General features: G+C 67.2%; 20 protein-coding genes. 11 read left to right on the top strand and 9 right to left on the bottom strand.

Features of this window, described 5'->3' with window-relative positions; genetic code table 11:
* Positions 1-10: 10 nt before the first annotated feature.
* Positions 11-448, bottom strand: a complete 438-nt coding sequence (locus JNK84_RS20870) for a TadE family protein (RefSeq protein ID WP_293427824.1) — start codon at positions 446-448, stop codon at positions 11-13.
* Between the two features lie 101 nt (positions 449-549).
* On the bottom strand, positions 550-2,463 hold the full coding sequence (locus JNK84_RS20865; RefSeq protein WP_293427821.1) for an outer membrane beta-barrel protein: 1,914 nt from the start codon (positions 2,461-2,463) through the stop codon (positions 550-552).
* 154 nt (positions 2,464-2,617) lie between these two features.
* On the opposite strand from JNK84_RS20865, the gene JNK84_RS20860 reads away from it, so the two are divergent.
* Positions 2,618-3,601 (top strand): KpsF/GutQ family sugar-phosphate isomerase, encoded by a 984-nt coding sequence (locus tag JNK84_RS20860; RefSeq protein ID WP_293427818.1) that lies wholly within the window; start codon positions 2,618-2,620, stop codon positions 3,599-3,601.
* Positions 3,598-4,476 carry a DMT family transporter gene (locus JNK84_RS20855; protein WP_293427815.1) on the top strand — a complete coding sequence of 293 codons (879 nt, stop codon included), beginning with the start codon at positions 3,598-3,600 and terminating at the stop codon, positions 4,474-4,476. The genes JNK84_RS20860 and JNK84_RS20855 overlap by 4 nt, the downstream gene beginning before the upstream one ends.
* A 7-nt stretch (positions 4,477-4,483) precedes the next feature.
* Here the strand turns inward: JNK84_RS20855 and JNK84_RS20850 are convergent, their stop codons facing one another.
* The 3 genes from JNK84_RS20850 to JNK84_RS20840 form a co-directional block, all read right to left on the bottom strand.
* Positions 4,484-4,789 (bottom strand): AzlD family protein, encoded by a 306-nt coding sequence (locus JNK84_RS20850; protein WP_293427812.1) that lies wholly within the window; start codon positions 4,787-4,789, stop codon positions 4,484-4,486.
* Positions 4,786-5,490: an AzlC family ABC transporter permease gene (locus JNK84_RS20845; RefSeq protein WP_293427809.1), complete on the bottom strand. Its 705-nt coding sequence runs from the start codon at positions 5,488-5,490 to the stop codon at positions 4,786-4,788. Before JNK84_RS20845 ends, JNK84_RS20850 begins: the two co-directional genes overlap by 4 nt.
* 96 nt (positions 5,491-5,586) lie before the next feature.
* Positions 5,587-6,453, bottom strand: coding sequence for an AraC family transcriptional regulator (locus tag JNK84_RS20840; RefSeq protein ID WP_293427806.1), 867 nt, complete (start codon positions 6,451-6,453; stop codon positions 5,587-5,589).
* Between the two features lie 273 nt (positions 6,454-6,726).
* Here JNK84_RS20840 and JNK84_RS20835 point away from each other — a divergent pair, with 273 nt between their 5' ends.
* The 6 genes from JNK84_RS20835 to JNK84_RS20810 all read left to right on the top strand — a co-directional run bounded on the left by JNK84_RS20835 (position 6,727) and on the right by JNK84_RS20810 (position 14,272).
* Positions 6,727-8,718 (top strand): AMP-dependent synthetase/ligase, encoded by a 1,992-nt coding sequence (locus JNK84_RS20835; RefSeq protein ID WP_293427803.1) that lies wholly within the window; start codon positions 6,727-6,729, stop codon positions 8,716-8,718.
* The gene (locus JNK84_RS20830) at positions 8,715-9,515 is read left to right on the top strand and encodes an ABC transporter ATP-binding protein (RefSeq protein ID WP_293427800.1); all 801 of its coding nucleotides are present in this window, start codon (positions 8,715-8,717) and stop codon (positions 9,513-9,515) included. Before JNK84_RS20835 ends, JNK84_RS20830 begins: the two co-directional genes overlap by 4 nt.
* A 190-nt stretch (positions 9,516-9,705) precedes the next feature.
* A complete protein-coding gene (locus JNK84_RS20825; RefSeq protein ID WP_441343284.1) occupies positions 9,706-10,695 on the top strand; it encodes a branched-chain amino acid ABC transporter permease in 990 nt (329 codons plus the stop codon).
* 10 nt (positions 10,696-10,705) lie between these two features.
* Positions 10,706-11,785 carry a branched-chain amino acid ABC transporter permease gene (locus JNK84_RS20820; protein ID WP_293427797.1) on the top strand — a complete coding sequence of 360 codons (1,080 nt, stop codon included), beginning with the start codon at positions 10,706-10,708 and terminating at the stop codon, positions 11,783-11,785.
* Positions 11,786-11,880: 95 nt separating this feature from the next.
* Entirely contained in the window at positions 11,881-13,212 is a 1,332-nt protein-coding gene (locus JNK84_RS20815; RefSeq protein ID WP_293427794.1) for an ABC transporter substrate-binding protein, read from the top strand.
* 214 nt (positions 13,213-13,426) lie between these two features.
* The gene (locus tag JNK84_RS20810; protein WP_293427791.1) at positions 13,427-14,272 is read left to right on the top strand and encodes an ABC transporter ATP-binding protein; all 846 of its coding nucleotides are present in this window, start codon (positions 13,427-13,429) and stop codon (positions 14,270-14,272) included.
* 18 nt (positions 14,273-14,290) lie between these two features.
* On the opposite strand, the gene JNK84_RS20805 is transcribed toward JNK84_RS20810, so the two are convergent.
* The gene (locus JNK84_RS20805; protein ID WP_293427788.1) at positions 14,291-14,950 is read right to left on the bottom strand and encodes an HNH endonuclease; all 660 of its coding nucleotides are present in this window, start codon (positions 14,948-14,950) and stop codon (positions 14,291-14,293) included.
* Positions 14,951-15,006: 56 nt separating this feature from the next.
* Between JNK84_RS20805 and JNK84_RS20800 the strand changes: the two genes are divergently transcribed.
* Positions 15,007-15,693 carry a zinc metallopeptidase gene (locus JNK84_RS20800; protein ID WP_293427785.1) on the top strand — a complete coding sequence of 229 codons (687 nt, stop codon included), beginning with the start codon at positions 15,007-15,009 and terminating at the stop codon, positions 15,691-15,693.
* A 26-nt stretch (positions 15,694-15,719) separates the two neighbouring features.
* A complete protein-coding gene (locus JNK84_RS20795; protein ID WP_293427782.1) occupies positions 15,720-16,115 on the top strand; it encodes a nuclear transport factor 2 family protein in 396 nt (131 codons plus the stop codon).
* Between the two features lie 4 nt (positions 16,116-16,119).
* On the opposite strand, the gene JNK84_RS20790 is transcribed toward JNK84_RS20795, so the two are convergent.
* Positions 16,120-16,902, bottom strand: coding sequence for a hydroxypyruvate isomerase family protein (locus JNK84_RS20790; protein ID WP_293427779.1), 783 nt, complete (start codon positions 16,900-16,902; stop codon positions 16,120-16,122).
* A 140-nt stretch (positions 16,903-17,042) separates the two neighbouring features.
* Between JNK84_RS20790 and JNK84_RS20785 the strand changes: the two genes are divergently transcribed.
* The gene (locus JNK84_RS20785; protein ID WP_293427776.1) at positions 17,043-17,165 is read left to right on the top strand and encodes a hypothetical protein; all 123 of its coding nucleotides are present in this window, start codon (positions 17,043-17,045) and stop codon (positions 17,163-17,165) included.
* A 9-nt stretch (positions 17,166-17,174) separates the two neighbouring features.
* Here the strand turns inward: JNK84_RS20785 and otnC are convergent, their stop codons facing one another.
* Together otnC and otnK are read right to left on the bottom strand one after the other, a co-directional pair.
* Positions 17,175-17,819 carry a 3-oxo-tetronate 4-phosphate decarboxylase gene (gene otnC, locus JNK84_RS20780; RefSeq protein WP_293427773.1) on the bottom strand — a complete coding sequence of 215 codons (645 nt, stop codon included), beginning with the start codon at positions 17,817-17,819 and terminating at the stop codon, positions 17,175-17,177.
* A gap of 11 nt (positions 17,820-17,830) precedes the next feature.
* Positions 17,831-19,120: a 3-oxo-tetronate kinase gene (gene otnK / locus JNK84_RS20775; RefSeq protein ID WP_367272372.1), complete on the bottom strand. Its 1,290-nt coding sequence runs from the start codon at positions 19,118-19,120 to the stop codon at positions 17,831-17,833.
* Between the last annotated feature and the right edge of the window lie 112 nt (positions 19,121-19,232).

Raw genomic sequence — 19,232 nt, 5'->3', positions numbered from 1 at the left:
CGACCTCCAGTCAGTAGCCGCCGCGCTGGATCGCCGCGGAACGGACGATCTGCGGCGGCGGCATCGGCACGAAGTTGGGGAGCTGGAAGATGAACATGCCGGCGGCGTCGTAGCGCAGCCGAACGGAGAAGGTGGCAGTCAGTGAATCGGTCGTCGCCTGTTCGACCACCAGTCTTGCCGGCTCGATGAGGATATAGGCGCCGACATGGTTGCGGATATTCGCCTCGGCGAGGGTCACGCGTTCGGCGTCGCTCAAGCCCCCGATCGAGGCGCGGGCGGCTTCGGCCGCGAGCTGCTGGACGCTGTGGACGACGCTGAGATAGGCGCCGAAGGTGATGATGCCGAAGACGATCATCAGGAAGACCGGGATGATGATCGCGAACTCGACCGCCGCCGCGCCATCGTTGCGCGTTCCGAGGTCATGCCAGCCTGTCGCAAGCCGTGTCATTCAACGATTATGCACGGTAAGGTTGAATAAAGCACTAATATGGGCAATATCTCACATTTTGTTCCTATTCAGTCATTGGCGGCGATGGTGGGGAGGAAGCGTCAGCGCTGGAGGCGCAGGCCCAGCAGCACGACATTGGCCGAGTAGCTCTGGCCGGCCTGGTTCGAGAACAGCGCCTCGCGGCGCACCTCGCCCCGGATCTGCATGTTGCGCGAGGCGCGATAGACGAGATTGACCGAGGCCACCATGCGCTGGTCGACGCGCGTCGTGCCCTGATAGATGTCCTGCCCGTAGGCGAGCCGCGCGGTGCCGATCAGCCAGCGCCGGAACGAATGCTCCAGCTCCACCGCGACGTCGCGGCGCTGGAGGCCGGACGCGCCGGTGGTGAAGCTCTCGTCGATGATCGACCTGGCGGTGAGGCGCACGGTGGTCAGGGCTGTCGGCGTCCAGGTGAGCGCCGCGTCGAAGACGGGAACGCGGATGTCGCCGAAGGTCGGTTCGCGATTGTCGCGGATCAGGTAGCCGGCGGAAATCTCGCCGGTGATCAGGCGCGTCAGCTCGAAGGTCGAGCCGATGCGGTAGGTGGTCGCCGTCGAGCCCTGCAACGTGCCGCCCGAGGAGACGAGGCGGTCGAAATGGCGCTGCTCGATTCCCGCCTCGACGAAGGGACGCAGCCCCGGCGTCGCCTCGTAGGAGACGCGAAGCCGGCCGCCATAGGCGTTGTAGTCGCGCTCGGCCTGCGGGATGACCGCGCCGGCATTGGTGACGGCATCGTCGTGGGTGTAGCGGTCGAACGTGCCGCGCAGCGAGACCTGCAAGCGGCCGATGTCCTGCACGAGCCTGGCGGAGGCGCCGAACTGGCGGATCAGCGGCAGGTTGCGCAGGCCGTCCGGGGACGATGGCAGGTTCGACGAGCCCGGCGAGGTCGCGGTCAGGTTGTGGCGGGCCTCGGTTTCGATCCGCGTGTCGCGCGAAACGTCGATCCGGCCGGTGGCGACGGCGTTCAGGTCGGGCCGGTTGACGCCGGGATCGGAGAAATAGGCCGAATAGGTGCCGCGGATGCGGGCGGTGAGCTCATGACGCGACCAGTCCGAGCGCGCCTGCAACTCACCGTAGGACTGGGTGAACAGCGAGCCCTGCCCGCCGGACGGCAGGCGGCGCGGATTGGAATCGTAGCCGAGCGTGGCATCGACCGTCGGCGTCACGATGAAGGTGCCGACGCGCAGGCCGGCGGGCGCGAACGGGTCGGCCTCCTGTTGCGGCCGGCGATCATAGGAGATGACCTCGCCGGTGCGCGGATCGATGATCGTGTTGCGGCCGAGGGGATTGGCGTTGGGCAGCACCCGGCCTGCCGGCTGCTGGCTGCGCTCGGTGACGATGGGCACGTCGACGGGACGGCGCGGCTGGACCGGCACGGCGACGCCGCGCAGACCCCGGTCGAGCGCGCGACCGTCGTCGCGGCCCGGCGCCAGCTGGCTCGGCGCGCGCGCGGAAGGGGCGGTGGTGGTGAAAGTGCGCAGGCCGACGAGGCGGCCGGTCTGGCTCGCTGCCGGTTCGGCCGGCCGGCGTGGCATCCGCCCGGTCCGGCGGCTCGCCATCGGGGCGGGCTGGGATGTCGGGCGGCGGGCGGCCGCGCTGTCGGGCGGCGGCGGCGCGACGCCGGCATCCGGCGCGAGGGGGGCGGGGCGCGCGGGCGTCGCGGTCCAGGGCGCGCGGCGCGACTGCGCGCGCTCGGCATCGCGCTGCGCGCCGAGAGTGCGCGCTGCCGCGGGCGCCGCCGGCCGGGTCGTGCGCAGTCCTGCCGCCTCCGCGTCGGTGCGCGGCTGCGCGGCCGGGGCGGGAGATTCGGGCTCGACCTGCGGCAGGCCCTGCCAGGCTTCCGTGCGAGACGTATCGTCCGAGGATGGGGCCGGCGGAATCGTGCGCAGCCGCTGGGCATGCGCCGACGCACCCGCCCAGCCAAGGACGAGCGCGGTGACGACGATACCGAGAATGCGGCGGGCGGCTCGGCCCACGATCGGCGGTTCCCCTGCTGAAATTCTCAACAAGAGGTAAAGAGCCGTGGTTAACAGCGGGTTGACGCCGGCATCGCACCTCCGCAGCGCGAGGGATGCGCCGCGAGAGCGGTCGTGTTAGACGGACGGCCTCCCCCCGAGCGAATTAGGTTCGATGTCCACGGATAACAGCCCGTCCAGCCCCCTTGCCTCGGCGCTCCGCACGCTCGCCGTGGAGGCCGCCGGGCTCGCGGCCCTGCAGGTGGGGCTTGCCAACGGGCTCGGCGAGCCCTTCGCGGCGGCCGTGGCGCGGCTGAAGGCCGCGAAGGGCCGAGTCATCGTCACCGGCATGGGCAAGTCCGGCCATGTCGGGCGCAAGATCGCCGCGACGCTTGCCTCCACCGGCACGCCCGCCTTCTTCGTCCATGCCGGCGAGGCGAGCCACGGCGACCTTGGCATGGTGACCCCCGACGACGTGCTGCTGGCGCTGTCATGGTCCGGCGAGACGGCGGAACTGCGCGACCTCGTCGCCTTCTCCCGCCGGTTCGGCGTCGGGCTCGTGGCGATCACGGCGGCGGCGGATTCCGCCCTCGGCAAGGCCGCCGACATCGCGCTCGTGCTGCCGCGCGCCGAGGAAGCCTGCCCGAACGGTCTTGCGCCCACCACATCGACGCTGATGCAGCTCGCCATCGGCGACGCGCTGGCCATCGCTCTTCTCGAGCAGCGCGGCTTCACCGCAGCCGATTTCCGCGACTTCCACCCCGGCGGCAAGCTCGGCGCGCTGCTGGCGCAGGTGCGCGACGTCATGCATTCCGGCGAAGCCCTGCCGCTGAAGCCCCTCGGCACGCCGATGGCCGACGTGCTGATCGAGATGACCCGCAAGGGTTTCGGCTGCTGCGGCGTCACCGATCCGGCGGGGCGCCTCGCGGGCATCGTCACCGACGGCGACCTGCGCCGCCATATGGCCGCCGACCTGCTCGGGCGACCGGTCGACGAGGTGATGAACCGCACGCCCAAGACGGCGCGGCCCGATCAGCTCGCCAGCGAGGTGCTGGAACTGGTCAACCGCACTAAGATCACCGCGCTCTTCGCGGTCGAGGACGGCCGCCCGGTCGGCATCCTGCACGTGCACGACCTGCTGCGCGCGGGTGTGGCGTGAGCGAGGAAACGGCCCGGCGCAGCGCCCGGCTCGGCATGGCGTCGATGACGCTGGCCATGGGCCTGTTCGCCTCCAACGACGCACTGGTCAAGGCGACGGCGGTCACCGTGCCGGTGGCGCAGACCATGGCCGTGAGAGGCCTGTTCGCGACCCTTGCCGTGCTCGCCTTCATCGCCGTCGCACGGCCGAAATCGGCCTTTTCCGGCGTTGCCAGCCCGCTCGTCACGCTGCGCTCGCTTTCGGAGGCGCTCGGCATCTTCTGCCTGATCGTCGCGTTCACGCGCCTGCCCATCGGCGACGTGACGGCGGTGTCGCAATCCGTGCCGCTGCTGCTGCTGCCGGCGGCCGCCATCGTCCTGAAGGAGCGGATCACGCTGGCGCAGTGGGGCCTGGTGCTGCTCGGCTTCTTCGGCATCCTCCTGATCGCCAAGCCGACAGCCGCCGGTTTCGATCCGACCATGGGTCTCGTGCTGATCACGCTGGTCTGCTTCGCTTTCCGCGACCTGACCGCCCGCCGCCTGCCGCTGAGCATCTCGAATACCGCGGTGACGCTCTCGACCGTCGGCGTCGTGATGATCATCGCCGCCGCCGTGGCAACCGCCCAGGGCTTCGTGCCGATGACCCGGCAGGAAGTGCTTCAGCTCGCCCTGTCCGGGGTCCTGCTCGCGGGCGGGCAGGCAGCCGTGATGCTCGCGTTCCGGCTCGGTTCGGTCGCCGACGTCGGGCCGTTCAACTATACCAAGTCGTTCTTCGCGCTGACCTTCGGCGTGGCGTTCTTCGGCGAGCGGCCGGACCTCATGACCTTTGCCGGCATGGGGCTGGTGGTCGTGTCCGGCCTCTGCGTCGCGCTTGGCATCGGCCGATCCAGAGGCTGAGGTCCCGTCACCCGCCGGCGAGGAAGCGCAGCGCGACGACACTGGCGACGCCGACGCCGATGACGCCGATCAGGGGCAGGCGCGTCGCCGCGAGGATCGTCAGCGCGCCGGCAATGGTCTCGGGCCAGCCGGTCGCCAGCAGGGTCGGCGCGATGACCGCCGTCAGCACGGCCGGCGGAATGGCATCGACCGCCGCCTTCGTGCGCCCGGTGGGGGCGAGCCGCCCGCCGATCATCAGGCCGCCGAAGCGGCAGGCATAGGTCGCGAGCGCCATGCCGAGAATGGCGGCGAGAGTGACCGGATCGAGGCTCATGCGGCCTTCTCCTCGTGCCAGAAGATCACCGCCGCCGCCATGCCGGCGAAAGCGCCGGCCAGGACGTGCCATGGCGAGCCGAAGGCGACGTAGGCCGCGGTCGCGGCGAGCGCGCTGGCGACCACCACGATGCCGTGATGCCGCGTCGTGACGAAGCCGGCGACGAGGCCGATGAAAATGGCGGTGAACGCGAAATCGGCGCCGAACCGCCTGGGGTCTCCGAGCAGCGGGCCGAGCACCGTGCCGGCCCAGGACCACAGTACCCAGTTGAGCCAGAACACCGCGCCCATCCCGAAGAAATAGGCGGCCGTGATGCGCCTGCGGGCCGCGCGTCGTTCGGCCAATGCCCAGTTCTCGTCGGCCAATACGTGGAAGCCGAGGAGATTCGCGGAGAACGGCAGATGGGCCACCTTCGGGGCGAGCGAGGCGCTCATCAGGATATAGCGGGCGTTGATCAGGAAGGTGGAGAGCACGAGTGCGGCGACGGGCACCGGGTTGGTCCAGAGTTCGATGGCCGCAAGCTGCGCGCCGCCGGCGAAGACCAGCGCCGAGGAGAGGGCCACCTCCAGCGGCGACAGGCCCTTGGACGTGGCGATGGCGCCATAGAGCAGGGCGATCGGCGCGGCGGCGATCATGGCCGGCGACAGTTCGACCAGCCCGTCGCGGAACTCGGACCAGGAATCGGTAGATATCTCGGACATGGCGCGATCATGTCAGGGCCTGCCGGCCGGCTCTTGAACAAAATCGACATCGACATCGACATCGACATCGACGGCGCGTTGCGCGGGGTGCGCGCCTCAGGCGGTGACGGCCCGCCGATAGGCTCCCGGCGTGACGCCGACCCGCGCCTTGAAGGCACGCGTGAGATGCGCCTGGTCGGCAAAGCCGACATCGGCCGCGACTTCCGCCGGCGCGGCGCCCGCCCGCAACCGATCCTGCGCGCGGCGCACGCGCGCATCGATGACATAGGCGTGCGGGGTGAGCCCCACCTCGCGGCGAAAGGCGCGGATCAGGTGATGGGTCGAGAAGCCGGCCGTGGCGGCCAGTTCGTCGAGCCGGAGATCCTCTGCATAGCGCGCCTCGATCAGCGCGCGCACGCGCCGGATCGGCCCTTCCTCGCGGCCCGGCGCAGCCTCGGGAATGTCGGCATGCAGGACGAGGCAGCGGGCATAGGCGCGCAGCAGCAACTCTTCGCCGGCGAGCCCGTCCGCTGACGATTCGAGCGCCCGGTGGGCGGCGCCGAACAGCCGCGCGCCCTCGGGATCATGAACCATGGGGGAGCGGAAGAACGGCGCGGCGGCGACCGGGCGGCCAGACACCGCCTCCGCCACCATCCGCATGAAGTCCTCGCCCGGATAGCTCATCCGGTAGGAGTAGCCGCCATCGACCGGCGCGCCGTCATGGACGTCCTGCGGCATGATGAAAATGATGTCGCCGGGGCCGGCATGGCCGCGGAAGCCGCGCGCGGAGACGATGTCGCGGCCCGTCTCGATGGTCCCGACGACATAGGTCTCATGGGTATGCGGCGGATAGACGTGGGTGCGGAAGGTGGCGGTCAGGCAGTCGATGCCGCTGAGCCGGCTGGCCGCGAAGAAGCGCGCCGTCTCGCCTTCGCCGAGCGGCATCATGCTCATTGCTTCCGGCTGCAGGGGCACGCCATCCATGGCGACGCTCTAGCATGGAACCGGTCCGGACCGGGCAGGAAATCGGGCCTCGCCGCCGGCTGCCGACACCTATCCGCCATTGGGCCGAGCCGACTCCCTCTTTCGTCCCCTTGATTTCGTCGACCGCGCGTTCAACTATCCGCCCATTCGCCGGCCAACGGCGGATTGCGGTCGCATGACGGTCGCAGCGAGCCCGGAAACCGGGCCGAACGAGGGAACGAAGACCGGCGCCCGCCAAGGGCTCCGGCGAGGTAACCAGGGAGGACGCCGGCCGTGGCAAACCACGCCGACGATCGCGCCGTTTCCGGCGCTCACGACACGTTCCCGAAACTGCTGGCGCTGAATGCGCAGCGGTTCGGGACGCGTCCCGCGACGCGCCACAAGGATCTCGGCATCTGGCATTCGTGGACCTGGAGCGAGGTCCGCGACATCGTCCGCCATTTCGCGCTCGGCCTGCGCGCGCTCGGCCTCAAGCGCGGCGACAAGGTCGCCATTGTCGGCAGCAACCGGCCGCGCCTCTACTGGTCGATGGCGGCGGTGCAGAGCTGGGGCGGCGTGCCCGTGCCGGTCTATGCCGACTCGGTCGCGGACGAGATGGCCTACGTGCTGGAGCACGCCGAGGCCTCCATCGCCGTGGTCGAGGATCAGGAGCAGGTCGACAAGCTGCTGTCGATCTCCGACCGGCTGCCGAAGCTGACCCACATCATCTATGACGAGGAGCGGGGCCTGCGCGACTACGACCATTCGCGCATGCACTCGTTCGAGCAGGTTCAGGCGAACGGCCGGGCGGCCGCGTCCGATCCGGCGCAGGCGAAGGCGCTGGATGACGAGATCGCCGCCAGCAAGGGCTCGGACCTCGCCATCATGCTCTACACGTCCGGCACGACCGGGCGGCCGAAGGGCGTGATGCTGTCCAACGACAATGTCATCATCTCCGCGCGGAACGGCGGCCTGTTCGACGGGCTGAACGAGAACGAGGAGACGATCGCCTATCTGCCGCTCGCCTGGGTCGGCGACAACATCTTCTCCTACGGCCAGTCCTATGTGCTGGGCTTCTGCGTGAACTGCCCGGAAAGCGCCGCGACAGTGGTCGAGGACCGCCGCGAGGTCGGCACGTCCTACGCATTCGCGCCGCCGAGGGTCTACGAGAACCTGCTGACCCAGACCATGGTGCGGATGGAGGATGCCGGGCCATTCAAGAAGAAGATGTTCCACTACTTCCTCGGCGTCGCGAAGGAGTGGGGCGAGAAGATCCTCAACAAGGAGCCGGTGCCGCTCGTCGCCCGGCTGAAATATGCGCTCGGCGAGGTGCTGGTCTACGGGCCGCTCAAGAACCGCTTCGGCCTGACCAGCATCCGTGTCGGCTATACGGCGGGCGAGGCCATCGGACCGGAGATCTTCCGCTTCTTCCGCTCGCTCGGCATCAACCTGAAGCAGCTCTACGGGCAGACGGAAGCCAGCGTCTACATCACCGCGCAGCCGGACGGCGAGATCCACGCCGACACCGTCGGCAAGCCGAACATCGATGTCGAGGTGAAGATCGCCGAGAACGGCGAGGTGCTCTACCGCTCGCCCGGCGTCTTCCTCGGCTACTACAAGGACCCCGAGAAGACCGCCGAGACCAAGACGCCGGACGGCTGGGTGCGCTCGGGCGATGCCGGGTTCTTCGATCCGAAGACCGGGCACCTCAAGATCATCGACCGGGCCAAGGATGTCGGCAAGCTCAGGTCGGGCGCGCTGTTCGCGCCGAAATACATCGAGAACAAGCTGAAGTTCTATCCGAACATCAAGGAGGCCGTGGCCTTCGGACAGGATCAGGACTTCGCCACCTGCTTCCTCAACATCGACCTGACGGCGGTCGGCTCCTGGGCGGAACGCAACAACGTCTCCTATGGCTCCTATCAGGAACTGGCGGGGCACCCCGAGGTCATCAAGACCCTCACCGCGCATGTCGACGAGGTGAACCGGTCGCTCGCCGGCGAGCCGATGATGGCGGGCGCGCAGATCCGCCGCTTCCTGATCCTGCACAAGGAACTGGACGCCGACGACGGCGAACTGACCCGCACGCAGAAGGTCAGGCGCGGCTTCATCGCCGAACGCTACGCGCCGCTGGTCACCGCGCTCTACGACGGCTCGAAGCGCGGCCATATCCGTACCGAGGTGACCTTCGAGGACGGCCGCAAGGGCGTGATCGAAGGCAATGTCGCCATCGTCGACATGCCGGCCCATGGCGCGGCTGAACCATTCCGGGAGGCGGCCGAATGAGGGCTCCGTCGGCAACCGACATCGCCGCGGGCGAGGTGATCCTGGCGGTCGAGAACGTCTCGCTCGGCTTCGGCGGCGTGAAGGCGCTGACCGATGTCTCCTTCGACATCCGCAAGGGCGAGGTGCGCGCCATCATCGGCCCGAACGGCGCGGGCAAGACCTCGATGCTCAACTGCATCAACGGCTTCTATCACCCGACCGAGGGGCGCATCACCTTCAAGGGCAAGACGCGCCCCAAGATGCGCCCGCACGAGGCGGCGGCCGGCGGCATTGCCCGCACCTTCCAGAACGTCGCGCTGTTCAAGGGCATGTCGACGCTCGACAACATCATGGCCGGCCGCACGCTGAAGATGAACAGGAGCTTCTTCTGGCAGATCCTGCGCCACGGCCCGGCCATGGACGAGGAGATCGAACACCGCAAGTTCGTCGAGGAGATCATCGACTTCCTCGAGATCCAGCACATCCGCAAGGTGCCGGTCGGCAAGCTGCCCTACGGCCTGCAGAAGCGCGTCGAGCTCGGCCGGGCGCTCGCCATGCAGCCGGATGTGCTGCTGCTGGACGAGCCGATGGCCGGCATGAACCTCGAGGAGAAGGAGGACATGTGCCGCTTCATTCTCGACGTGTCGAATCAGTACGGCACGACCATCGCGCTGATCGAGCACGACATGGGCGTGGTGATGGACCTGTCCGATCGTGTGGTCGTGCTCGAATACGGGCGCAAGATCGCCGACGGCACGCCGGACGAGGTGAAGCGCGACCAGCGGGTCATCGACGCCTATCTCGGCGTGGCGCACTAGCGCATTTTCAAGCGAAGTGGGGAGCGGTTCGCGTGAAGAAAGTGCGGAACAGCAAGAAGAGCGGGAGCGGACGATGACGGACGCCACCATCACCGCCCGCCAGGCCCGGCCGATCCCGAAATGGGCCGTCACCGCGGGCAGCATCGTCGCGGTCGTCGCCGCCATCGTGCTGGCCAATGCGGCCGGGCTGATGCCGAAAGGCTCGCTGCTGCACGGCGCGCTGATCAAGCCTTTCGTCGACATGGTCGATCTGCCGGACCTGTTCGTGCAGACCATCTGGGAGGGCTTTGTCGGCGGCGTGCTCTATGCGCTGATCGCGCTCGGCTTCGTGCTGATCTTCAAGGCGTCCGGCGTGTTCAATTTCGCGCAGGGGATCATGGTCGTCTTCGCCGGCCTCACCCTCGTCGGCGTCTACGAGAAATTCGCGAGCTTCGGCTTCACCGGCATGATCGCGGCCTATCTGGCCGTCATCGTCGCGCTCGGCGTCATGTTCCTGCTGGCGGTGGCGGTCGAGCGCGTGGTGCTGCGGCCGCTGGTCAACCAGCCGGACATCATCCTGTTCATGGCGACGTTCGGGCTCACCTACCTGCTGATCGGCCTCGGCGAGACGATCTTCGGCGGTTCGGCCAAGGTGATGATCGCGGACCAGCTGGGCCTGCCGAAGGGCGCCATCGACTTCGACATTCTCGGCGGGCGCGTGACGCTCCAGAAGCTCGACATCGCGGCGGCCGTCATCGCGGTGGCGATGATCGCGATGCTCGCCTTCTTCTTCCAGTACACACGGATCGGGCGGGCGCTGCGCGCGGTTGCCGACAGCCACAAGGCGGCTCTCTCGGTCGGCATCTCGCTGAACCAGATCTGGATCATCGTCTGGTTCACCGCCGGCATCGTGGCGCTGATCACCGGCATCATGTGGGGCGCGCGCTCGGACGTGTCGTTCGGCCTCCAGACCATCGCGCTGAAGGCGCTGCCGGTGCTGATCCTCGGCGGCTTCACGTCCGTCCCCGGCGCCATCGTCGGCGGCCTGATCATCGGCATCGGCGAGAAGATCGGCGAGTTCTACTGGGGCCCGCTGTTCGGCAACGGCATCGAGAGCTGGCTCGCCTATGTCATCGCGCTCGCCTTCCTGATGTTCCGGCCGCAGGGCCTGTTCGGCGACAAGATCATCGAGCGGATCTGAGGAGAAGCCCGTGTTCTATCGTGAAGCCGGCCAGTACAAGACGACCTACAAGGCCGACATGGCGGTGTTCCCGCTCGTGCAGGACCGCATCGGCATCATCGCCATTCTCGCCATCGCCTTCATCGGCGTGCCGCTGCTGGCGTCCGAATTCATCATCCTGTCGGTGATGGTGCCCTTCCTCGTGTTCGCGCTCGCCGCGATCGGGCTCAATATCCTCACCGGCTATACCGGCCTGATCTCGCTCGGCACCGGCGCCTTCATGGGGGTCGGCGCCTATGCCTGCTACAAGCTGACGACGATCTTCCCGGGCGTGAACATCATCGTCTGGATCGTCGTCTCCGGCTTCTTCTCCGCCGCCATCGGCGTGGTGTTCGGCCTGCCCAGCCTCCGGATCAAGGGCTTTTACCTGGCGGTCGCGACGCTTGCCGCGCAGTTCTTCCTGCAATGGTGCTTCGTCCGCATTCCCTGGCTCTACAACTACAATGCCTCGGGCGCGATCGAGGTGCCGGAGCGCACGCTGTTCGGCATCGCCATAACGGGCGCGCGGGCGACGCCGGAGGTGCGCTACCTTGTGCTGCTCTCCATCGTCGTCGTGCTCGCATGGCTCGCGTCCAATCTCGTTCACGGCCGCATCGGGCGCTCCTGGATGGCGGTGCGCGACATGGACATCGCCGCCGAGCTGATGGGCATCAAGCTCCTGCCGACCAAGCTGCTCGCCTTCGCGGTTTCCTCGTTCTACTGCGGCGTCGCGGGCGCCTGCATGATGTTTCTCTGGTACGGCGGAGGCGAGGCGAACGATGCCTTCAACGTCAATCAGAGCTTCAACGTGCTGTTCATGGTCATCATCGGCGGCCTTGGGAGCCTGATCGGCTCGTTCTTCGGCGCCTTCTTCATCTCGACCCTGCCGACGATCCTGAAGTTCGGCGTGCCGGCCATCGGCATTCCGCTCACCGGCGCCTTCGCCGAACATCTGACCCACGTGATGGTCGGCGCGCTGATCATCTTCTTCCTGATCGTCGAGCCGCACGGCCTCGCGCGCCTGTGGCAGATCGCCAAGCAGAAATTGCGGGTCTGGCCTTTTCCCTATTGAGGTCCGTCACGCGCCAGAACGAGACCCGCCGGCAAGGCGGGCACGAGACAACAAATCGCTCCGGGCACAACCCGGCCACCCAAGGAGGAACACCGATGAAAGCCTTCAAATGGACGATCGCGGCGGCCCTTGCCGCCGGCTTCGCCGCGGCGGCGCCCATGCCGGCTCAGGCGCAGGATACCGTCTTCATTCCGCTCCTGACCTACCGCACCGGCCCGTTCGCCTCGTCGGGCATCCCGATCGCGGACGGCATGCGCGACTACCTCGAAATGATCAACCAGCGCGACGGCGGCATCAACGGCGTGAAGGTGGTCATCGAGGAATGCGAGACCGGCTACGACACCAAGAAGGGCGTCGAGTGCTATGACTCGCTGCGCGGCCGCAGCCCGGTGGTGGTGAACCCCTATTCCACCGGCATCACGCTGCAGCTCATCCCGCGCGCGGCGGTCGACCGCATCCCGATGCTGTCCATGGCCTACGGCCTGTCGGCCTCGGCCGACGGCAACATCTTCCCGTGGATCTTCAACCCGCCGGCCACCTACTGGGACGGCGCCTCGGTGATGGTCTCCTACATGGCCCAGCGCGAGGGCGGCTTCGAGAAGCTGCGCGGCAAGACGCTCGGCCTCATCCATCTCGACGCGCCCTACGGCAAGGAGCCGATCCCGGTGCTGCAGGCCATGGCCGAGAAATACGGCTTCACCCTGAAGCTCTATCCCGTCGCCGCCGCCGACATGCAGAACCAGAGCGCCATCTGGCTCAACATCCGCCGCGATCGCCCCGACTACATCTACAATCAGGGCTGGGGCGCGATGAACCCCACCGCTGTTCGCGAGGCGATCCGCAACAACTTCCCGATCGACAAGGTGGTCGGCGTCTGGTGGGCCGGCGGCGACGACGACGCGCGCGCCGGCGGCGCACAGGCGGCGGGCTACCGTTCGCTGTCGTTCCACGCCGCAGGCACCAATTTCCCGGTGATCCAGGACATCCTGCGACATGTCGCGGACAAGAATCTCTCCCGCGTCGCCAATCGCGAGCGCATCGGCGAGAACCTCTACAACCGTGGCGTCTACAACTCGATGCTGATGGTCGAGGCGATCCGCCACGCCCAGCAGCTCACCGGCAAGAAGGTGGTCACCGGCGAGGACGTGCGCCGCGGCTTCGAGACCCTGAACATCACCGAGGCGCGGCTGAAGGAGATCGGCATGGAGGGCTTCGCGGCTCCCGTGCGGCTCAACTGCGCCGACCATAACGGCCACAACAACGTATTCGTGGCCCGCTGGGACGGCCAGCGCTACGTGCGCGACACCGACTGGATCTCGCCGATCCGCGATGTCGTGCGCCCGCTGATCGAGGACGCCGCGAAGAAGTATGCGGAAGCCAATGCCGGCTGGCCGCGCCGCACGGAGACCTGCGACCAGCGGTCGTGAGCCTCTGACAGAGAAACGGGGGCCGCGGCACGCCGCGGCTCCCGGCAAGTTTTACCCTCCTCTCGAGGGGGAGGGTCGGATTGCCGAGCGTGAGCGAGAGCAAGCCGGGTTGGGGTGAAGGCCCTGTCCTGAAGATATCGGTTTCATTCCACCCCTCCCCGCGCCTTGCGGCGCGACCCTCCCTCTCCAGGGGAGGGTGCAGCAGAGGCCCGTCATGACCGCCCAGACCCAGCCGACGCCTTCTGCCGAAGCCGCCAAGGACACGATCCTGTCGGTCAACAATATCGAGGTCATCTACGACCACGTCATTCTCGTGCTGAAGGGGGTGTCGCTGGTCGTGCCGCGCGGCGGCATCGTCGCCATCCTCGGCGCCAACGGCGCCGGCAAGACCACGACGCTCAAGGCCATTTCGAACCTCTTGCACGCCGAGCGGGGCGAGGTGACCAAGGGCTCGATCCTGTTCGAGGGCGAGGAGGTGCAGAGCCTCTCCCCCAACGATCTCGTGCGCCGTGGCTGCATCCAGGTCATGGAGGGCCGGCACTGTTTCGGCCACCTGACCATCGAGGAAAACCTTCTGACCGGCGCCTTCACCCGCCGCGACGGGCGCGGGGCGATCAAGGACGACCTCGACAAGATCTACGCCTATTTCCCGCGCCTCAAGGAGCGCCGCAATTCGATGTCCGGCTATACGTCCGGCGGCGAGCAGCAGATGTGCGCCATCGGCCGCGCGCTGATGTCGAAGCCGAAAATGATCCTGCTGGACGAGCCCTCCATGGGCCTGGCGCCGCAGATCGTCGAACAGATCTTCGACATCGTCCGCGACATCAATTCCAGGGAGGGCGTGTCCTTCCTGATCGCCGAGCAGAACACCAACATGGCGCTGAAATACGCCACCTTCGGCTACATCATGGAGACCGGGCGCATCGTCATGGACGGCGATGCCGCGTCGCTGCGCGAGAACGAGGACGTCAAGGAGTTCTATCTCGGCGTCGCGGAGGGCAACAAGAAGAGCTTCCGAGAGGTGAAGAGCTACAAGCGGCGCAAGCGCTGGCTGGCGTAGGCGGTAGCTGCCATTTGCTTATTTCTTAGTTGACCTATTTTTGAAGAACCTCTCCATCGTCCCATCGTCTACCGTGTGGAAAGCGTGAATTTTAGCCTCGTTGACTTCAAGAAATCTCTTTGCCCCCTCAGTGCCGTTTGCACTAATGCCATAGCCCTCGCTATCGTGGATAATTCTGATCTCGAAGCCCATTTGTTTGATCGTTTCAAGACCGTCAATGATCTTCCATCGCTTGGAATGCAGAAAGCGTTCTAGGCGTTGTGCCGCTTTTCGAGTGCTGCTTGCCTCTCTCGTTCCGGTCAGTTCGTCGCAGCAATCTGTTCCTACTTCCATCATCCCCCAATTTGGGTGACCTATATGGAAGACATAGCGGATGTCGTTCCCGCAGCGATCACACTCTCCAGACAAGTCGCCGAGGTCTTCATCGCAGTAGAAGTCCCAGCCGTAGTCAGGGCGTATTTTTCCGTGCTGCATGGCGTGGCATTTTTTGCAAAGCGTTCGGCAGTGCTGAGCAGGTGCCTCCCACGGCTTCTGTCCATTCACGTAGATCTCGTGGTGAACCTGTAGGCCTTTGCCAGTGCTGCTTTCCTTGCCGCAATCGACACACTTCCAGCCGTCAGATTCAAAAATTTGCTGACGAAAAGTCAGCCACTCTTTCGTTCGATACTGGTTCACCATGATGCTGCCCCACAGCGTTACTGGCTAGGCGGACCCAACGCTTCTACATAGTCAACATGCCCGTTCTCATCATTCTCGGCATCCTGGCCTTCCTCGCGCTGATCTTCGGTCCGCAATTCTGGGTCAAGGCCCAGATGAAGCGGCATTCGGCTGAGCGCGCCGACTTTCCCGGCACGGGCGGCGAACTGGCGACCCATCTTCTGGATCGGGCCGGCCTCTCGGGCGTGAAGGTCGAGGTCACCGATGCCGGCGACCATTACGACCCCATCGACAAGGTCGTCCGCCTGTCGCCCGACGTGCATGGCGGCCGCTCGGTGACAGCGGTCGCGGTCGCCGCCCACGAGGTCGGTCATGCGATCCAGCACCGCGACGGCGACCCGCTGCTGGTCACCCGCATCCGCATGGCGGGCGGCGCGCAAAAGCTGGAAGTGGCGGCGGCCGTGCTCTTCGCCACCGCGCCGCTGGTGCTCGCCTTCGTCCATTCCATGCCGCTGGTGATCCTTCAGATCGTCGTGGCGCTGGCGCTGCTGGCCTCGCGGCTCGTCATGCACCTGATCACCCTGCCGGTGGAGTTCGACGCGAGCTTCGGCAAGGCGCTGCCCATCCTCGACCAGGGCGGCTACCTGCCACCCGGCGACCTGCCGGCGGCGAAATCCGTGCTGCGCGCGGCGGCGTTGACCTATGTCGCGGCCGCATTGGTCACATTGCTCGACCTCACCCGGATCATCCGCGTCTTGCGCTGAACCCTGTCAGCCGGCATCACTGGCGGATGAGCACCGCCATTCTCGATCGCTGGTATGCCGCCATCCGCGCCGGCGATGCCTCCGCCCTTGCCGCCGTCACCACGGACGACGTGACCGTGCGCTGGAACGGCCCGCCGGGGGTCGTGCCCTGGGCCGGCGCATGGGAGGGCCGGACGAAGGTGCTGACTTTCTTCCGCCGCGTCGCGGAACATCTCGACGTGCTCGCCATCGAGACCGTCCACCGGATCGAGGCGGAGGGCAGCGTCGCCATCGTGCTGAAGGGCCACTGGCGGGTGAAGGCGACGGGCGAAGAGCTGCACGTGCGCGCCGCGAACATCTTCCGCTTCGAGAGCGGGTTGGTCGCCGCCTACGAGGTTTACCCCGACAGCTATGCTTTCGCGAAGGCGCTGGCCAAGGCGTGAGCCTCTAGAGACTCACGCCGAGCTTCTTCACCCAGGCGAGCCCGGCCTCCATGTCGCCGCGCGGGCGGTATTCGGCGCCGACCCAGCCGCCGTAACCCTTGGCGTCGAGCCTTGCGAAGATGGCGCGGAAGTCGATCTCGCCCTCGTCGGGTTCCGCGCGGCTCGGCACGGCGGCGATCTGGACATGGCCGATCATCGGCCACCACGCGTCGAGATTGGTCAGCACGTCGCCTTCGGCAATGCCGACGTGATGCACGTCGAACATGATCTTGACGTTCGGCTTGCCGACGCGGGCGATCATCTCGCCGGCACCGCGCAGGGTCGAATAGAAATAGCCGGGCGAGGCGCGCGGGTTCAGCGGCTCCAGCAGGATGGTCAGCCCGTGCCTCGCCGCCTTGTCGGCCGCGAGCGACAGGTTCTCGGTCCAAACGCCGGTCGCTTCCGGCTTGTCGGCGGGTTTGACGATGCCGGCCATGGCGTGGATCGCCGTGCCGCCGGCCGCGACCTGCCAGGCGATCGCCTGATCGATCGCCGCCTGAAACTCGGCCTGCCGGCCGGGCAGGGCGCCGAGGCCGTTCTCGCCCTTCGCGGTGTCGCCGCGCACGGTGTTGACGCCGAGCATGGCGAGGCCCAGCCGCTCGCAGGCGGCACGCACAGCCTTGGGGTCGGTGTCATAGGGCCAGTGCATCTCGATGGCCCGGAAGCCGGCCTTCGCGGCGGCCTCGATCTGGTCCAGCAGCGGCAGGCCCTGCCAGAGGAAGCCGAGATTGGCGGAGAAGCGGGGCATGTTTCCTCGTCTGGTCTTTTGATTCCGTGGTCTGTGCGGCGGCATGCGGAGCTATTGAGCCATGCGGCGGATCAGGATGACAACGAAGCGGCAGTTCGGTCTATAAGGGCCGGCCAAAGGACATCATCAAGGTCGCTTTCATGAACAAGCTGCTCATTCTGCTCCTGCTGCTCGTACCGCTCGCCGGCTGCGCCTCCAGCAATTCCACCGGTCCGACGCGCCAGCAGCAGAACGAGGACAACCACCGCGGAATGGGCGACTGACGCCACTTCCTATTCCTTCAGTCTGAAGGTTGCCTCCAGATCCGCGATCTCGGCCGCGCCCAGCGGCCGGATCGCCATGCCGCGCGTCATCATGACGAGGCGCGCGGTCTCCTCCAGTTCCTCCATGGCGAAGACGGCGGCCTCGAGGCTCGCGCCCGCGACCACGGGGCCGTGATTGCCGAGCAGGATCGCCGGATGTCGCGGCGCCCTGGCCCGGATCAGCGGCGCGACCTCTGGCGAACCGGGTCGCGTATAGGCGACCACCGGCACTTTCCCGACACGCATCACGACATAGGGGGTGATCGGCGGAATGGCATCCTCCGGGTCGGTATCGGCGAGGCAGGAGAGGGCGGTGGCATGCGTCGAATGGAGATGCACCACGGCCCGGGCGGTCGGGCGCGACTCATAGAAGGCGAAATGCAGCGGCAGTTCCTTGGTCGGCGGATCGCCGCCGATATGGTTGCCGGCCGCGTCGAGCTTCGACAGGCGTGCCGCGTCGAGAAAGCCGAGGCAGGAATTGGTCGGCGTGAACAGGTAGCTGTCCGCCAGCCGGACGCTCAGGTTGCCGGACGAGCCCGGCGTCAGCCCACGGTCGAACAGCGACTTGCCCCAGCGGACGAGGTCCGCGCGGGCTCGGCTTTCCTCGTCGGTCATGGTCCCGCCATTCATGACGTGCCCAGCGCGGCGAGCGCCTTCTCGTAGAAATCCAGCGCGCCGAAATTGCCGCTCTTGAGCGCGAGGCGGATCGGCCGGGGGCCTTCCGCCGCGAGCGCCGGCACGCCCGGATCGATTTCCGGCCCGATATGGAAGCGGTTGACTTCCAGCGCGGTCACCACGGCGCCGGACGTCTCGCCGCCGCCGACCACGAGACGGGCGACGCCGGCATCGACGAGCATCACCGCGAGCTCCCCGAAGAAGCCCTCGATGGCCTCGGCCACCTCCGCCTTGCCGTGACGCTCCTGCGCCGCCCTCACTTCGGCGGGATCGGCGGAGGAATAGACCATCGGCGCGTGGCCGATGCGCTGCATCACATGCTCGAAGGCGGCCTTCGCCGTCATCGCGCCGCTGACGACGTCGTCGGGCATGACCGCGAGGCCGGGGTGCTTCGCCGTATAGGCTTTCACCTGCGCGCGGGACTGGTTCGAGCAGGAGCCGGACAGGACGGCCGCGCCGCCGCGCCCTTTCGTGAAGCTGGTGCCGCGGCCCGTCAGCAGGCCCTTCTTGCGGAAGTTCTCGGGCAGGCCGAGCGCGATGCCGGAACCGCCGGTGACCAGCTTCGCCTCGCCGAGCGCGCCGCCGATGGCGAGCAGGTCGTCGTCGGCGACCGCGTCGATCACGGCCAGCCGGCGGCCGGCTTTCGCCTCATCGGCAAGGGCAAGACCGATGGCGTCGAAACCCTGTCGGACCACCGAGAAGGGCACCAGCCCGACCTCGCCCCTGGTCTGATGGCCAAGCCAGCGACGGATGTCGGGATCGGTCATCGGGGTGAGCGGATGGTTCTGCATGCCGCTCTCGCTGAGCAGCACGCCGTTGACGAAGAGATGGCCCATGAACAGCGTCCGGCCCGTGGCCGGGAAAACCGGGCAGACGACAGCGACATCGGCGCCGAGCCGCTCGATCAGCGCCTCGGCCACGGGGCCGATATTGCCCTGTTTGGTGGAATCGAAGGTCGAGCAATATTTGAACAGGATCTGCCGCGCCCCTTGCGCCAGCAGCCATTCGCAGGCGGCGAGCGACTGCGCCACGGCCTCGGCTGGCGGAATGGTGCGGCTCTTCAGCGCGACGACGCCGGCTTCGCAGTCGGGCGGCGCCGCGCCATCGGGAATGCCGACGAACTGCATGGTCGCCATGCCGCCCTTGGCGAGGGTGTTGGCGAGGTCGCTCGCGCCGGTGAAATCGTCGGCGATGCAGCCGAGAAGCATGTCGCGATACCCCATCCTCGTGGTCGTCCCCATGGTCTAACCGTTTGAATGAGACCCGGCAAATTGTGCCGCGCCGGCAGGGGCTGCCGCGCGACCGTCCCGTGGATCGCGAGCCTCTCCTTTGAAATGACTTGTCTTTTCTTCG

Source organism: Phreatobacter sp., assembly GCF_016793595.1.
In the GTDB taxonomy this organism is placed as follows: Bacteria; Pseudomonadota; Alphaproteobacteria; order Rhizobiales; family Phreatobacteraceae; genus Phreatobacter.
Note: the sequence above shows the minus strand (reverse complement) of the source record. Positions and strands in the feature narration are given on the sequence as shown.